The 16,407-nt window shown below is 41.1% G+C and carries 17 protein-coding genes and 1 pseudogene; 11 read left to right on the top strand and 7 right to left on the bottom strand.

Annotated features, from left to right (window positions below):
* Positions 1–2 precede the first annotated feature (2 nt).
* From AC0VX7_RS21895 to AC0VX7_RS21855, 9 genes are all read left to right on the top strand, one after another.
* Positions 3–1,301 carry a four-carbon acid sugar kinase family protein gene (locus AC0VX7_RS21895; RefSeq protein WP_475425902.1) on the top strand — a complete coding sequence of 433 codons (1,299 nt, stop codon included), beginning with the start codon at positions 3–5 and terminating at the stop codon, positions 1,299–1,301.
* Positions 1,288–2,292, top strand: coding sequence for a 4-hydroxythreonine-4-phosphate dehydrogenase PdxA (gene pdxA, locus AC0VX7_RS21890; protein ID WP_475425901.1), 1,005 nt, complete (start codon positions 1,288–1,290; stop codon positions 2,290–2,292). The genes AC0VX7_RS21895 and pdxA overlap by 14 nt, the downstream gene beginning before the upstream one ends.
* A 351-nt stretch (positions 2,293–2,643) precedes the next feature.
* Positions 2,644–3,573, top strand: coding sequence for a sugar phosphate isomerase/epimerase family protein (locus AC0VX7_RS21885; protein ID WP_475425900.1), 930 nt, complete (start codon positions 2,644–2,646; stop codon positions 3,571–3,573).
* 54 nt (positions 3,574–3,627) lie between these two features.
* Positions 3,628–4,713, top strand: a complete 1,086-nt coding sequence (locus AC0VX7_RS21880; protein WP_475425899.1) for a sugar ABC transporter substrate-binding protein — start codon at positions 3,628–3,630, stop codon at positions 4,711–4,713.
* Between the two features lie 84 nt (positions 4,714–4,797).
* On the top strand, positions 4,798–6,303 hold the full coding sequence (locus AC0VX7_RS21875; protein WP_475425898.1) for a sugar ABC transporter ATP-binding protein: 1,506 nt from the start codon (positions 4,798–4,800) through the stop codon (positions 6,301–6,303).
* The gene (locus AC0VX7_RS21870; protein WP_475425897.1) at positions 6,300–7,271 is read left to right on the top strand and encodes an ABC transporter permease; all 972 of its coding nucleotides are present in this window, start codon (positions 6,300–6,302) and stop codon (positions 7,269–7,271) included. Before AC0VX7_RS21875 ends, AC0VX7_RS21870 begins: the two co-directional genes overlap by 4 nt.
* Before the next feature lie 17 nt (positions 7,272–7,288).
* Positions 7,289–8,206 (top strand): ribokinase, encoded by a 918-nt coding sequence (locus AC0VX7_RS21865; RefSeq protein WP_475428220.1) that lies wholly within the window; start codon positions 7,289–7,291, stop codon positions 8,204–8,206.
* Positions 8,207–8,224: 18 nt separating this feature from the next.
* Positions 8,225–8,968 carry a DeoR/GlpR family DNA-binding transcription regulator gene (locus tag AC0VX7_RS21860; RefSeq protein ID WP_475425896.1) on the top strand — a complete coding sequence of 248 codons (744 nt, stop codon included), beginning with the start codon at positions 8,225–8,227 and terminating at the stop codon, positions 8,966–8,968.
* A gap of 289 nt (positions 8,969–9,257) precedes the next feature.
* Entirely contained in the window at positions 9,258–10,037 is a 780-nt protein-coding gene (locus AC0VX7_RS21855; RefSeq protein ID WP_475425895.1) for an REP-associated tyrosine transposase, read from the top strand.
* Positions 10,038–10,212: 175 nt separating this feature from the next.
* Here AC0VX7_RS21855 and AC0VX7_RS21850 read toward each other — a convergent pair.
* Positions 10,213–10,374 (bottom strand): annotated as a pseudogene (locus AC0VX7_RS21850) (ATP-binding protein); the annotation flags it as partial.
* Here AC0VX7_RS21850 and AC0VX7_RS21845 point away from each other — a divergent pair.
* Positions 10,330–10,647, top strand: a complete 318-nt coding sequence (locus AC0VX7_RS21845) for a magnesium chelatase subunit ChlI family protein (protein WP_475425894.1) — start codon at positions 10,330–10,332, stop codon at positions 10,645–10,647. The pseudogene AC0VX7_RS21850 and the gene AC0VX7_RS21845 overlap by 45 nt on opposite strands.
* A 99-nt stretch (positions 10,648–10,746) precedes the next feature.
* Here the strand turns inward: AC0VX7_RS21845 and AC0VX7_RS21840 are convergent, their stop codons facing one another.
* From AC0VX7_RS21840 to AC0VX7_RS21825, 4 genes are read right to left on the bottom strand one after another with little or no spacing between them, the layout of a single operon-like run.
* Positions 10,747–11,013 carry a DUF4176 domain-containing protein gene (locus AC0VX7_RS21840; RefSeq protein ID WP_475425893.1) on the bottom strand — a complete coding sequence of 89 codons (267 nt, stop codon included), beginning with the start codon at positions 11,011–11,013 and terminating at the stop codon, positions 10,747–10,749.
* Entirely contained in the window at positions 11,003–11,668 is a 666-nt protein-coding gene (locus AC0VX7_RS21835; protein WP_475425892.1) for a hypothetical protein, read from the bottom strand. Before AC0VX7_RS21835 ends, AC0VX7_RS21840 begins: the two co-directional genes overlap by 11 nt.
* 13 nt (positions 11,669–11,681) lie before the next feature.
* Positions 11,682–12,431, bottom strand: a complete 750-nt coding sequence (locus AC0VX7_RS21830; RefSeq protein WP_475425891.1) for a hypothetical protein — start codon at positions 12,429–12,431, stop codon at positions 11,682–11,684.
* Between the two features lie 21 nt (positions 12,432–12,452).
* Positions 12,453–13,352, bottom strand: a complete 900-nt coding sequence (locus AC0VX7_RS21825) for a bacteriocin class II family protein (protein ID WP_475425890.1) — start codon at positions 13,350–13,352, stop codon at positions 12,453–12,455.
* Positions 13,353–13,908: 556 nt separating this feature from the next.
* Between AC0VX7_RS21825 and AC0VX7_RS21820 the strand changes: the two genes are divergently transcribed.
* Positions 13,909–14,610: a GIY-YIG nuclease family protein gene (locus AC0VX7_RS21820; protein WP_475425889.1), complete on the top strand. Its 702-nt coding sequence runs from the start codon at positions 13,909–13,911 to the stop codon at positions 14,608–14,610.
* Positions 14,611–14,733: 123 nt separating this feature from the next.
* Here the strand turns inward: AC0VX7_RS21820 and AC0VX7_RS21815 are convergent, their stop codons facing one another.
* Complete coding sequence (locus tag AC0VX7_RS21815; RefSeq protein WP_475425888.1) at positions 14,734–15,216, bottom strand: hypothetical protein; 483 nt, start codon at positions 15,214–15,216, stop codon at positions 14,734–14,736.
* Between the two features lie 77 nt (positions 15,217–15,293).
* A complete protein-coding gene (locus AC0VX7_RS21810) occupies positions 15,294–16,295 on the bottom strand; it encodes a cell wall-binding repeat-containing protein (protein WP_475425887.1) in 1,002 nt (333 codons plus the stop codon).
* Positions 16,296–16,407: the final 112 nt, after the last annotated feature.

Below are 16,407 nucleotides of genomic sequence, written 5' to 3'. Positions count from 1 at the left end.
ATATGGGTGAAAAAATCGGAATCATCGCAGACGATTTAACAGGTGCCAATGACTCAGGTGTTCAATTGGCGAAAAAAGGATTTTCTTCAACCGTAGTGTTCAATCTAGAAGGTATTAAAGAAGCAGGCTCAACCCCTGATGTTCTGGTTGTCGATACTGACAGCCGGGCAGTTCCTGGGGAAAAAGCACATGAAGCAGTTGTTAAAGCTGCTTCTCTTCTTTTTCAGCATGGGTACTCACATGTTTACAAGAAAATCGATTCTACGTTACGGGGAAATGTAGCGGTTGAAATTGCTGCAGCCGTCAGCGTTTATAAGCCTGAGGCAGTTGTGATTGTGCCAGCCTTTCCGAAGGTGAACAGGACCACAGTCAAAGGACTTCATTATGTGAATGGCACACTGATTACGGAAACGGAGTTTGGGCGCGATCCGAAGACTCCAGTTACAGAAGGATTTATCCCAGATTTGCTGATGAAAAATGTGGCTGAAGATATATCATTGATTGACCTTGATTTGATTCGTGGAACAGAGAAACAGTTAGCGGCATTTGTTGAAAAATCAATAGAGGGCGGACAATCGTGGTTCGTTTGTGACAGCGAGACAGAAGACGACCTAAAGGCAATCGTGGCATTTTTCGCGAAGTTGGGCAAAAGGATTGTTTGGGCAGGGTCTGGCGGTTTAATTGAGTATCTTCCTGCTGAATTGGCGATTTTCCCTCAGTCAGGACAAAATATGAAAAAAACCTCGATCGATCGGACTCTTACCGTATCCGGGAGCCTTTCTCAGGTGACGAAAAAACAGCTTGAGAGCTTGAAGGGTTTAAAGGAAGTTGAGTTTATAGAAATAAATCCAGTTCAATTGGTTGAAGATACACTTCAGGCGAGTAGCTTAGCAGTAAACGAAAAAGCCAGTCATTATGTCCTTTATGTTGATTCTTCCGAAGCAAACCGAGTGGCTGCGCGTGAAGCTGGCGACAGATTGGGCTATAACAGCAACCAGGTGAGTGAAGCAATTGCCTCCGGACTGGCGAAGGCTGCTAAAGCTTTCCTGCAACAGGTCCAGAATATCGGCGGGCTTGTTTTAACAGGTGGTGACACTGCGAAAGCCGTTTGTGGTGAATTAGGTGTGAATGAAATGGAACTCCACTCTGAGGTTGAATCCGGACTGCCGTTTGGCAGGATCAGGAGCGGGGAAAAGGACTTCTGGGCAATTACAAAGGCTGGTGGCTTCGGAAACGAAGGCTCGCTTGTAAAAGCAGTGGAATACATGACAGGAAAGGTTGGACAATATGAAACAAACTAAACCAGTGGTCGGTATAACTATGGGTGACGCAGCAGGTGTCGGCCCGGAAATCATTTTAAAGACGCTTGCAAATGAAGAAATCTATAACATCAGCAATCCTTTTGTCATCGGTGACAGCAAGATTCTTGAACGTGCCAAAAGCTTTGTCGGAAGTGAATTGGAAATCCAGGCCGTTACTGCCGAAGGGCTAGGAGAGATTGAATATAAGCTTGGGACAGTACATTGCCTGGACTTGAATCTTCTGCCTGCTGACCTTCCAGTCGGGGAAGTTTCTCCCGATGCTGGACATGCAGCTTTTGAATACTTACGTACAGCAATCGAGCTTGCCAATGAACAGAAGATTGATGCGATCTGTACTGCTCCTTTGAATAAAGAAGCGCTGCAGAAGGGTGGTCACAAATATCCTGGCCATACTGAAATTCTTGCGGACCTTACCGGAACACAGGATTATTCAATGATGCTTTCTGCTCCTAACCTGCGTGTAATCCATGTTACGACGCATGTAGGAATCATCGATGCAGTTAAAATGATTAATCCAGAACGTGTCTACCATGTCATCAAGCTTGCACATGATACATTGCGCAAAGCAGGAATTGAAGCTCCGAAAATTGCCGTTTGCGGTATCAATCCGCACGCTGGTGAAAATGGATTATTCGGTTATGGTGAAGAAGATGAGAAGGTTGTTCCGGGTGTTGAAAAAGCTCAAGGAGAAGGAATTGATGCGGTTGGCCCTCTCCCGGCTGATACACTATTCTTCCGTGCCGTCCGCGGAGACTTTGACATTGTCGTCGCGATGTACCACGACCAGGGTCACGGGCCGGTTAAGGTTTTAGGCTTGGATGCTGGCGTCAACATCACGGTTGGATTGCCAATCATCCGAACAAGCGTCGATCACGGTACAGCATTTGATATCGCTGGTAAAGGCATTGCCGACGAAAAGAGCTTGATTGAGGCTATGAAACAGGCGGTTGAACTTGCTCCGAAGAGGTAAAGTGGATGAAGCGTAGGGACGTACCTTTTGCTTCTTTCGGAAGCGTAGGGACGTACCTTTTGCTTCTTTCGTGTTGCGAAAAATCATCCTTCTGGATGCTTTGCTGGAATTTTGACAGGCTGTAGAGCTAGCGCAAAAGTTTACATTCTATTAAAGGTATTTCCTTCAGGGGAAATGCCTTTTTTAGTAGGGTTTTATAAGTATAATCTTAGGAAATTAATTTATGAACAAAAATGAAAATATATGAAAAATAATAAAAAAAATTGAAAAATAATGAAAAAAACTATTGTAAACGGTTTCTTGAGGTGTTAAATTTACATTACGAAGTCGAAATTACATAGGGGGTTCATAATGAAACTCGCAACTAGGATCAATTCAATCCTGCCCACAGTCAACGGAGACATAAAAGAAGCATTGAAAGAAATATCTGAAATTTCAGGCATTACACACGTGGATTTAAATTATCCAGAGCATTTTTCTCAGTACTCAGTAAGTGAAATCTTAGAAACTCTTAAACAAACAAACCTGGAAGTAAACGGGCTGGCATTAAGATTCAGGAAGCACTTTATTAACGGGGAATTGGGCAACAGCAACCAGTCGATCGCAGAAGATGCTTATGTATTATGCAAGGAAGCTGCTGATGCCTGCCGGGAGCTGGGCGGAGAGGTTATAACACTTTGGTTAGGATTTGATGGATTTGATTACCCATTCCAAAGTGATTACCAGAAGGCGTGGAAACAGGTGAAAGAATACGTTTCCGATCTGGCGGATTACGCTCCGGACCTGAAAATCAGCATCGAGTACAAACCGTATCAGGAAAGATCTTACGCTTTAATAGACAGCATCGGGACTACACTATTAATGGTCAATGAAGTCAATCGTGAAAATGCAGGTGTCACAGTGGATTATTGCCATATGTTGATGAAGCGGGAAAACCCGGCATACGGTTTAAGCTTGGCTGCTGATCGAGGCAAACTGTTCGGTGTCCACATCAATGATGGCTATGGTACACACGATGATGGCCTCATGGTTGGAACTGTTTCATTCATGCAAACACTGGAGTTCATCTACTATCTGAAGAAGTACAACTACCAGGGCGTCATCTATTTCGATACATTCCCGGTAAGGGAGGAACCGATTGCTGAAATTCGCCAGAATGTAAAGGTGATTAAAAAGCTAAGTGATTTGATTGATGACATCGGTCTTGAATCCATTCAAGAAACCATCGCTAAAAATGACGCTGTAGCCGTTAACGAACTATTTTACCAATGCTTGAGATAAAGAAGTGGGTAGTATCTATTAAAATATCTAAGCTTAAAAATGGGAGGAATTGAGATGAAGAAAAGCAGTAAAAAATTGTTGGTAACAAGTGCTCTTGCGATGTCTTTGCTGATTACTGGATGCAGCAGCAGTAGCACTGGTGGTGGTGAGAGCAGCAGCGATAAATCATTCAACCCTGATAATGCAGACGGCAAGACATACGAAGAGGTAAGAGACAGCCTTGGTGCTGTACCAATGGTTTCAGATGAACTCAAGCTTGGCGGGGTGGCGAAGGCTTTTGAAAATGAATACTGGAGAACGCTGAAAGAAGGTATGGAAACAGGTGCCGAAAAATTCAGCGATAAAGGATATAACCTGACCGTCGATATGAAATCGCCACAAGGTGAATCAGACGAAGAAGGCCAATTATCAATTGTAAAAGACATGATCAATAAAAAATATACTGCTTTGCTTCTATCCCCAATTTCAGACAGCAACCTAGTACCAGGTGTAGAGAGTGCATTGGAAGCGGATATTCCGGTCATCAATGTCAATGATGGAATCATCAAGGAAGCACCTAATTTCGTTGGACCGAAAGCAGACCAAAACGGAGAATTGCTGGCTGAGTGGATTTCCGAAAAGATAGACGGTAAAGGGAAGGTTGCCATTATCGTAGGGATGCCTAAGGCATTTGCAGCAAGACAGAGAACGCTGGGCTTTGAAAATTGGATGAAGGAAAATGCTCCTGATATCGAAATTGCAGAAAAGCAAAACGCTGACTGGGATCGCTCTAAGGCAAAGGATATTGCCGCAACATGGATTAAGAAGCACTCTGACCTGGATGCAATCTTTGCGAATAACGACACAATGGCATTAGGGGCACAGGAGGCTGTGAATGAATCTGGCAGGGATATCCTGGTTGTAGGTGTAGATGGTATTGGTGAAGCCTATGATTCGATCCGTAAAGGCGAAATGGATGCTACAATCGACTCTTTCCCACTATATAAAGGACAGATTGCGGTCGAAATGGCGATTCGCCAATTGGGCGGACAGAAGCTGCCAAGGGTAATTTGGACGCCGCAAGCCTTGATTGACAGCACGAATGTTGAAACTTCAGCTGAAGATATCATCAAATGGACAGATCCGGAAATCGCCAAGTAATGGATAAGCTACAACCTTAATTTGTTTAGAACTATAGTCGGATCAAATGATTCGGCTATAGTTTTTAAAAAAGGGGAATCAATCATGGGAAATCAAAAAGACAATATCATTAACTTTAAAAGTATTTCAAAGGTTTTCCCTGGAGTTAAAGCTTTGGACAATGTTAGCTTTAGCATCGAAAAAGGAGAGGTCCATGCACTGTTAGGTGAGAATGGAGCGGGGAAATCAACACTGCTGAATATCCTCCATGGCGTTAACTCAGAGTATGAAGGGACTGTGGAAATCCGAGGGACAGCTGTTTCGTATAAGAATGCTAATGAGGCAATCAAGGATGGAATCTCAAAAGTCCATCAGGAAGTCAGTTTAATACCAGAATTGACTGTTGGCCAGAATATCACCCTTGGAAATGAGCCTCGTAAAGGGATGTTCATCGATTATAAAACACTCCATAAGAAAGCGAATGCTATCCTCGAAAAAATGAATTGCAACTTTAGGAGTGAAGATCTTGCGGGAACACTGAGCACCGGGGAAATGCAGATGATCGCCATCGCAAAAGGTTTATACCATAACGCCCAGGTGATTTCATTCGATGAGCCATCTGCTTCACTCACGAATCAGGAAGTGGGTACACTGTTTTCTATTATCAGGGAATTGAAGAAGAACGGAATCACCATTTTATACGTAAGTCATCGTCTGGATGAAGTTTTTGAAATATGCGACCGGGCAACGGTCCTGAGGGATGGCAAGCATATTGACACTTTCAATATAAGTGATATTAACAGAGAAGAGTTAATAAAGAAGATGGTTGGCCGTGACGTATCTGCTTACGCGGTCAGGAACAAAAAGCTTGAATTAACGGATGAAAAAGTTTTAGAAGTAGAGAAATTATCTGTGAATGGTGTCTTCGAAGATGTAAGCTTTCATCTTAAAAAGGGTGAAATACTGGGATTTACGGGCTTAGTCGGAGCCAAGAGGACGGACGTAGTAAAAACGATTTTTGGAGCAATGCGAAAATCTGGAGGAATGATCAAAATAAATGGCCAGCCAGTCGAAATTAATTCACCGGAACATGCAGTGAAGCTGGGAATAGGGCTCATACCGGAAAACCGTAAAACAGAAGGTTTTATAAAGTATTTTGACAATGCAAATAATGTTGGTCTTACCAAGATGGAGAAGTTCACTCAGTATGGCCTGTTAAATCATAAAAAGAAAACTGATAACTGCAACCAGTACGCCGAAGAAATTAATTTTCGGCCAAGAGATCCGCATTATATGACTGTAAACCTGAGCGGCGGCAATCAGCAAAAGGTGGTAATCGCTAAATGGCTATCATCAGATGCGGAGATACTGATCCTTGATGAACCAACCAAAGGGGTCGATGTCGGGGCGAAGGCTGAGATCTACCGTGTTCTCGAGGAACTGCTCGAACTGGGTAAATCGATTATCGTCGTTTCCTCTGAATTGCCTGAGGTACTTGGCTTAAGCGACAGAATCATTGTGATGCGCGAAGGCAGAAAAGTAAAAGAATATATCAACGAAAACCTGACAGAAGAGGATATTCTTCAGTATGCTATGGGGGTAAAACAATGAAACTAAAATCAGCAGGTTTCAATCGAGAATTCAGCTTAATAGTTGCTATTTTTATAATGGTTATTGTGTTTTCAATCATCCAGCCGGTCTATTTAAGTACCGGAAACCTGTTAGACATCATGGACCAGAGCGTTATCAATGGCCTTCTCGCCCTTGGTATTACATATGCCATTATTACAGGCGGGATTGACCTTTCTGTAGGTTCAATTTTCGCGATTGTCATTGTCGTTGTCGGTGATTTGCTGGTAAGGGGTGTCGATCCTATTGTAGCAATCGTGTGCGGCATCGTGCTGGGATTTTTACTAGGTTTGTTCAATGGTCTATTAATCTCTAAGTTAAAACTTCAGCCATTTATCGCTACTCTTGGTACAATGAGTGCGTATAGAGGAATCGCCTACATCATTACTGGAGGATGGCCGGTATTAGATATTCCTTCTAATTTCCGCAGCATTTTCAACTCGAAATTATTTGGCTCGATTCCGATTTCAATTTTTGTCTTATTAGCCTTTGCTGTTGTAGGTCATGTCATTCTTAAATATACTAAACTTGGAACTTATATTTATGCGATCGGCGGTAATGAAGAAGCTACTATTTTATCAGGTGTGAATGTCAATAGAAGTAAGATGCTTGCTTATGCTATTTCAGGAACTGGCGCAGCACTTGCAGGAATGGTTTTATTGGCTCGGTTAGGTTCCGGGGAACCGGCTGCCGGCCAAACGTATGAATTGAATGCGATTGCCGCAGCGGCGATTGGTGGAGCAAGTCTTGCGGGTGGAAGAGGAACAATGATCGGAACGCTGCTTGGCGCTATTTTATTATCTACCTTGAAGGTTGGTCTGGTTGTTGTTGGTGTCGATACTTTTTGGCAATATATTGCAACAGGTGCGATAATAGTGATAGCTGCTTATTTCGAAGTTATCCAGGATCAAGTCAAAAAAATCAATTTTACCAAAAAGAAAATAGCGTGAGGAGTTGGTAATTGATTATGAAAAATGACACAGTTGCCGTAGTAGGAAGTATCAACTACGACATTATCTTCAAACAGAAGCGGCTTCCGGAAATAGGAGAAACATACTCAGCCGATAGTGTTTCTTTTTGCGGAGGGGGAAAGGGCGCCAATCAGGCAGTCCAGTGCGCTAAACTAGGCTTGGAGACTTATATGGTTGGCAAAGTGGGCAATGATGCGTTTGGAAAGGAAATGCTGCGTAATCTGTCTAGCTATGGAGTAAATCTTGACCATGTTGCAGCAGTGAATTCCAACACAGGACTTGGCGTAGTCAATGCGCTTGAAAATGGAAGCGTTATCGCCACTATCTCCAAAGGGGCGAATTATCATCTTACTCGAGAGGACATCGATCGATCTGAAGAAGTCCTGCGGAGAAGCAAGATTGTCGTCTTGCAAATGGAAGTACCGAAAGAGGTTGTAGAATATACAATAAAGCTTGCCAAGAAGCATGACTGTTATGTAATCTTGAATGCGGCCCCGGCAAGTGAACTTGAGGTAGAATATTTGAAAATGGTTGATTGCCTGGTTGTCAATGAAACAGAGGCTAGCTTTTATGCCGGAACCAAGGTTGCTACTGTGGAGGATGCGGAAGCTGTCTGTGAAAAATTGGCGCCATATGCAAATGATTTGTTAGTCATTACTCTCGGGGAAAAAGGCAGTATTTTATATTCAGGAAGTAAACTATACAGGATTCCATCTGAAAAGGTGGTTGCTGTCGAGACTACTGGTGCTGGTGATTCATACGTAGGTGCACTGGCCTATTCTCTAATCCAAAACAAGTCACCTGAAGAAATAGGTGCATTTTCGTCGCTAGTAAGCTCAAGAACCGTCATGAAAATCGGAGCACAAAATGCGATGCCTACTTTGAGTGAAGTACTTGAAAGTATAAATAATTAGTTATAGAGGGTTTGAATTATGATTCCATATGTTAGACGCGAAAAAATCATGGATGAGCTCGAAAACAAAAAAATCATGTATATAGAAGATTTCTTGAAAATCTTTGATGGAGTGTCAGAATCCACAATCCGCAGGGATCTCAAAACCCTGGAGGACGAAAATTATATCGTCCTGCTTAGGGGCGGAGCGGTCAAACTGAAGCTCGATGCATATGAGATCCCGGTGGGGACAAAGAAACTCCTTTTCAAAGAGGACAAAGAAAAAATCGCTAAATATGCTGCTTCACTCGTAGAGGATGAGGAAGTCATCTATATCGACTCGGGTACCACTTGTTCTGCCATGGTTAAGTATATTAAGGCCAAAGGAGTACGGGTTGTTACCTCGAATATTCAGGTATTGAATGAAATAAACGGAAACGGAATCGAAAGCTGCATCATCGTCGGCGGCGAAGTGAACAAGAGTCTTGACTCAATATCTGGTCCAATGACCGATGCCTCTTTAAGAAGCATGAATTTCGACAGATCCTTTTTAGGAACCAGCGGATTCGGCCAGGAAGTAGGCATCAACACACCTGACTTCCGTGAAGCCAGCAAGAAAACCATTGTAAACTCTAATTCGAATAGATGCTACGTTCTGGCTGATAGCTCAAAATTCAATAAAAGTACATTATGTAAGGCATTTGAATTGAAAGAGTGCACGCTTATAACTAATAAACAAATCCCGTCGTTCGATGGAACGGTGGAGTATTATGTGGCTGAGTGACGAAGCAAAGATGAAGCAAAGGGACGTACCTAGAAGCAAAGGGACGTACCTTTTGCTTCTTTCGTGTGGCGAAAAATCCATGCTACTGGATCCTTTGCTTCGAATTTTGACAGGAAGGTGAAATCTTTTCAATCTCTATTATATATAATGAAAGATTTTTCTGAATGTTATATGATGAAATTGTAACTCCAGTCGATTCTACTCCATTCCTCTTATTTTAGTAATTAACCTCTATAAACAACTATATTTCATAACCTTTCTAAAAAAATTCATATCGTGTGGTGATCGGATGTCTCGTAAGGCTAGGATGAAAAGTGCTAGTGGTATTTATCATGTCATGTTTCGGGGAGTGAACCGTCAGGATATTTTTCATGATGATGAGGACCGTAGGCGGTTTCTTGAAGTTTTAAAGAAATATAAGAAAAAGGTTGAGTTGAAGGTGTATGCTTGGTGTTTAATGTCCAACCATATCCATGTTTTATTAAAAGAGGGGGAGGAGAGCATCAGCTCTACGATGAAACGGATCGGTGTGAGCTATGCGGTATATTATAACTGGAAATATCGGACCTCGGGCCATGTTTTCCAGAACAGGTTCAATAGTGAAATTGTTGAAAATGATACGTACTTCCTCACTGTTGTCAGATACATCCACCAGAATCCTGTAAAAGCAGGGATGGTGGCAAAGGTGGATGAATGGCGATGGAGCAGTTGTGCCGCTTATTATGGCGAATACTGTTTCCCGGGAGATTTACTTGAGCGCAGTAAGGTTTTCAGAATGTTTTCGGATGACTTCTCCATTGCGAGGGAGAGGTTCAGGGAATTCAATGAGAGGACGAACCGGGATGAGTGTCTTGATGAACGACCGTACAGACACAGGAGGCTGCCGGATGAGGAGGCCAGGTTGGAGATTAAGAGAATTCTCGGTACGAGGGAAATTGCTCACGTGAAGAGCCTTCCTAAATTTGAGCGTGACATTGTCCTGAGGGAAATCAAGGGCATTGATGGTTTGACCCAGCGCCAGGCTGCAAGGATCTTAGGAATCCCGCCCAGTTTGGTATTTAAAGTTTAGTTTCACTATGTAAGATATAACTTCTGTTTAATTCCTCATTCTATTAACTTCTCAATTTATCAAAATCCCTAATGAACTTGTTAGAAAAAAATATGAAATGATATGGAGGAAAGGCTATTGTCCGCGAAAGTGACAAGTATCGGATTGAAGGGCCTTGAGGGTTATCGTGTCATGTTGCAGGATAGGTTACAGTTGAATGGATCCGGCTGATGCTTCCTTTTTCGTTTTCCAATGGCTGCCTAAGCAAATCTAAAGTCACCTTCGAAAATTCATCAAGAAATAGTACGCCGTGATGGGCAAGGGAGACTTCCCCTGGTTTAGGATTCGTTCCGCCACCGCAGCCATGAACCCCTGTCCTGGCGGATACCTCGGTCCAGACAGCCATTATTGTACATGTTCGGAAAAACAGAACGCCAATGAACGATATGGAAAAGAGATATACAATGGCAGCGTACCTTTCGAGCAACTAATTTCCAGACCCCTCCTGACAAGTGACCAGCAGGGGCATTTGCAAAATCTATTCAGAAAGCATTGCCTCAACAACAGAGTGCAAATAAAAATAATCCGCCTCGCTTGGACAATCGCCAATCTGAAGGTGACAAACATATAACAGACGAAGCCATGGAGGAGCGGGGAAGCTGAGAGTGAGCGAATGGATGAATAATTGAAGCATAAGAGGGAGAAGCAAAAGGTACGTCCCTATGCTTCTTTATGCTTCTTTTAATTTTAAAGCTTCATTCACAAACTCTATCTCCTCTTCATCCTGGAAGCCGATGAAGAAGATTTTTTCGATTTGGTCATGATTGAAGAGATACATATACTCTTCGTTCAAATTGCCTTCTGGATAAAGGCAGGCGATATAATCCCATACCTTGTCGGAATTTAATTCCTTTTGCTGCCTTCCGTAGATCATGATTCTCTTTTTTCCGCCATTAAGCAATACTACCGAGCCAATTGGCAAGTATTTATTCATCATTCCAATTCTCCTTTTTAATGCGTATCATACTCATTCCTAATACTGTGGCTGGAAAAAGTGCGAGTACTGATCCCATAAAGAACTGATAAGATGTCTTTACGGTTTCTGGATGTGCAAAGGTTGCTTCTCTTATTAGTGTTAAAGCTACAAACATTAGAGCAATAATCCCTACAGCCACAATAGATCCAATCACATAGGCCTTGCTGCTATTCAATTTCCTTAACTTTGGGGAAGAGATGAATAGAGACAATATTAGCAGAATGACAGCACCTGCAAGATATAGGATAAGGGTTAACTGGGAGTAGTTTACCTCCTCAATGATCAGTCCGTCCCTGACTCCAATCGTATACATCGCACTTGATGTCAGGAAGAGTTGGATGCTTAGGACCAGGAGGTAAAAGAATAAATAGCGACCTGCCTTAATCCAGGTTTTATATTTTTTGGAAAGTGATAATCCATAGCCAAAGAGCGTAACCGAAGAGATTAGTAAAATAATAAAACTTACATTCAACCAATTTGGCAGGGTAGAGAAATACTGCAAATTTATTAGTGATATAAACATAGTCATGATAAAGAAGGCTATATTCACCAACTTTATATTTTTTTGCATCTCTTTAGGGTTTGTATAGACAGGCTGAGTCTTAACCGTTTTCATTGTATTCCCCTCTCTAACTAGTTAACAACCGAGGCAAGTTGCCTAACTGGGTCTCTCTTAATATGACCTTGTCACCTGTAGCTGAATAGACAGTGGTCGCTGTTTTGATTTTACCAGAATCATTTGCTACTACTGTCATTTTCGTTTCCCTATAACGAAGGTTCTCTGTTAAATAAACTGTGGTATTTTGTGAGTGAATCGCAGATAAAACCGTTGATATTGATTTTGTAGGCAGATTCAGATTTTCGCAGTATGTGAAAAGAGCATCTGTACCTGGTTCAGAGAAAATCTCTAATAATTTTTCAAAATCAGCAAGAGATATCTCCAATTGGAATTCATTCAATTGGTTCATCTCATAATTCGAGTCAGTGGTTGCAGCTTGCAATTCACTGTTGAAGCCTTGAGAATTGACTAAGGATAATGAATAGTAGTTGGGATATGCCTTTACCATAGTATTCTTTTCGGTTTTTTCACCGGTATATATAATAGTTCGGATTTTTTCATCTTCTATAACTGAAATGACTTGTTCTGCTGTAAAAATTCTTTTCAGGTGATTCATTAAATCGTCTGTTATATATGGATTTCCTTCTTCATTCAATTTCAATAACCCTGTTGAAAAGGATTTTTTGCAAAAACTCATCCATTCTCTCTCCATTTTTTCAGGGGAATAGTCTGCGAATGGGTCTTCGATGAAAAGAGGAAATGGCTGCTCAATGATCACGCATAAAAAGCCAATGTCAGTTGTTGATAAATCAAATGTCATCCTATGGTCTCCTTTACTCATCTATCCAGGAGCCACCGCACCTGTCTTGGGTTTAGTCTTAAATAGACCGCCTGCCCATTCGGCCGCGCCTTTTACAGCATTTCCGACAGTTTCAACTCCATCGCCTACGACATCCTGAACAACGCCCAATGTCGACTTCTTATTCTTTCCGCTGCCCCATAGTTCAGCCTTGAGAAGTTTATCCCCTACATAAGCTGATAGGATACCTACACCAGCACCAATGACTGCGCCAGCAACCGTTCCGACTCCCGGTGCGATAAAGGTGCCGACTGCTGCTCCGATTTTTGCACCAGCAACACCAACACCAACGGAGGCACCGCCGGCAATCACTGCATTGCTAACCTTTCTTTCTACGGATATTTTCTTTTCAGTAGTCAATTCTTTATATGCTTCCGCACCACCCGAAAGCCAAGGAGCGACTTTCGATACTACATTGATCCCTTTGACCCACTTAGAGACTTTGTAAAGTCTTGTTGCATGAGGGTACTTGTTATTTTTGATGTTCTCAATTGTATATCTTCTTGCTAAACCGTGTCCACCGTGGTAAGTTTCACTATTTAAAACTTTTAAGTATCTACCGTCAACTACGAACTTTGGCAGATGATAATATGCAGGAAGTCCAGATAACGGCAACTCGACCAACATATCTCGGATTAAGTTAATTTCATTATGAGTCAAAAAGTCAGCTAACCCTTGATCCCATCGAGCAGCATTGGTGGATTTGACCTTATCAGGAGTTTTTTTATTACCAGGTATCTTGTGAAATTCTGATGATCGAGCTCTTTCGCTGTCGATTTTTAATATGTGTTGAGCTCGCTTCTCAACATTTTTCTCTGCATTTTCGTATTGTTGCGTCGAAAGGTTAATAAAGGATTTAAGTGCTCTCACATGCGTTTCCAATTCCAGCACCCTTCGTTTGGATAACGACATAGAAGAGCTAATACCCTTACGAGCTTTAATCCTAGGATCCACAGCATTATTCAAAGAAAGCAGCTGTGATTCAAGTAGATCTAATTTCGAGGAAATTGTATGAAGACTCGAACTGGCATTCCTAACTCTGTCTATATTTATTTTAATCATTCCAGACAACCGCCTCCTTTGCTGTCACCATTCAATTTCAAACCCCTGTAGATTTTGGAGTAGGCACATATCAAAATATTATAACAAAATGGTCATATTAACAATATTTAACATTGTTATTGCGTCACATAAACCTCATTTGATAATCTACAAGGGTATGATATTAACCTGACTAGCCTTTCTTTGTACCACTCAGTTTTTTCGGTGCCCTTATAAAATAATTCATTACTCCATACTTTAAGCTGCGTGTAGGTTCCTTTTCTCTATTTATATTCTTGGAATATATTAAGACATATAATAACAATAGAAAATTGTGAAGAGAAAAGGATATAATTATATATTAAAATTCACTATTAAACATTTTTGGAGGATAATTTTGAAATCTACAAATTATAAATATAAAAAGTTGCCCCTTACACCGAATATTTGCACGGAACTTATAATAGAATTATTTAATGGGAAATTAGAAACAAGGCAGACGATAGTAGATGAGATAACAAAGGTTCATCTTGAAAGAGGAGGGAGAGAACCCAATGCTTTAGATAAACCAAGAATGGTAAAAAAGGCGTTAGAGAAACTACAAAAAGATGGGTTAGCAAATAATCCAATCAGGGGATATTGGCAAATTGAGGATGAACGACAGCCAATTGTAATTGACACGTCAATCGTTCCTGAAGAGATAGATGATAAAGTAGATTTGGTAGAAGAGAATAAAGAAGAATATGATGCAGAAGTTGTCTTAGGACAAGGAAATGGTTCTGTTTATTTATATTTCCTACCAAGTTACCAAAAAAATCGTGAAAAAGCTACTTGGCCGTGTAAAATTGGAAAGTCAAATAGTGATCCTTTACAAAGGATTATTTCACAAGCATCCACTGCCTTGCCAGAGAAACCGAAAGTTGCAGTAATAATTAGAACCCATAACCCACATGCTCTAGAGCAAGCTGTCCATAATATACTTATCTATAGAAATAAAAAGGTACATTCAGCAATAGGTAAGGAATGGTTTGATACTAATCCTGATGAGTTTCTAAAAATAGTCCAATTCATAGAACAATCAACTTTACTATTTGAATAAAGCTAGAATTCGCTATTTAAAATAAAGAAGCAAGCAAATAAGCGTGATATTACAAATCTTCCTGCTGTTTAATTTTAAAAAAGTGCATCTAACTTCAGATGCACTTTTTTAATGTTAAACACATTATTTAAAAGTTCCTATTCTATATCCCTTTCCAGCTGCTAACCACCCATAATCCCCGTAATTCCAAAGCGGCCAACTAGGTCTGGTGCCGGGATAATCAAACTCCACTTCATATCGGACGCTATACCAAGTGTCAGGTTCCCAACCAGCAATTCTGGAACCATTGGCGCTAGTATACTTTAAACTTAATATTTGGCTTACGACGTATCCTCCACGTGTTGGGTGGATGAAAATATCCTCAATATTATAGTTGAAGGAAGGGGTAATGATTAATTGATGTTCTTTAACCTTTTGGTGCATTACGTCATAAATCTTATCATTAGTTAAAGAAGCATTATCGTACCAATATTTTGACTTTCTGAAAGCCAGGAAGTTACTTCTGTTATCTTTGTTCCTGTAATCCCAGCTAAATGTTCCCTGGATATACTTATCGAACTCTCTGTTTAATTGCAAAATATAATACTTGTTTTCATAAAGCGCCATTGAGTCCTCATGTGCTTTTAAACGTTGTTCCGCGGTTAAGTCACTAGCTGTGTGCATTTGAAATAGATCATAGGTGTTCAACCCGTCTTTGTAGAATCCTGCTGTGGTTCTTGATTAATAACAGATGAGATTTCGTCCCTGACACTATCCTTAACGGCATTGGTCCCTCCGAGGATCGCTACATCTTCTGCTCCGCTTGATTCTAGATAACCCAGTACATCTTTTGAGGCAGTAGTAGGGTTAACAAGGATAATAGGGCGCCAAAGTTTCCCCGCAAGAGGTCCTCCTGAAAGTGCATCAGGAAAATTAAACCCTGTAGATATGATTACTCCTTTTGTTGCAGGATAAAACTTCTTTGCTACTTTAATAGAAGTTTCTATCCTGTTTGACCCTGCTATTCTCTCAACTGAAATATCCATATTGTCTATTTCTTCAGCGACGGTATTTTTTATAACTCCTGTTCCGCCAATAACTAAGACCTTTTTTATTCCCCAATCAGCAAGGCTCTTTTTTGTATCATTATGTAAAGTATTTGAATCAGTGAAAAGAATCGGCCATCCATTTTCAGAGGCAATCCCGCCTATGCCCAAAGCGTCAGGATAATTCTGTCCATATACCACCACTGCAGTATCCTGGGTGCTTTTCTTCCTAAGTTCCTTTCCTATTTCCGCCGCAGTTGAATATCGGCTGCTGCCCGACACTCGGATAACATTGTAATCCTTTCCTAGACGGTTTGCTATATTTTGGCTGATTACACTTGTACCGCCTAACAGGTAAATATTTTTGGGTTTCAATTTGATAATCTCATCTAAAGTTGCTTGTGGAATAGTATCTTTAGTGACTAGTAGGATTGGTGCATCAAGTGCATAGGCTAAAGGTGCTCCTGACAATGCGTCCGGAAAATTCAAGCCATTTGCCAAAACAATGTTTTCAGCACTGTGCCAGCCTTTCTTGGAAATCTCTACAGCCGTTTTGAAACGATCTGCCCCATTGATTCTTTCCGCAGCCTCACCATGAGAGGGAAATATCGTTGTTAAAATGAAAAATAAAAACCCAATAATTACTGCTTTTAATTTCATGCCTTTCTCCTTTCTGTTTTAGAGTAGTACTATTTAACTATAGCATACCCCTGGTAGTAACTTTAAGGATAATTTTGACTTTTCTATTATCTAATCTAGTCCCTTTAACGAA

Source organism: Mesobacillus sp. QJM3NY_10 (genome assembly GCF_056173465.1).
The sequence above is the reverse complement of the archived record's forward strand: the minus strand, read 5'-3'. Positions and strand labels throughout refer to the sequence as shown.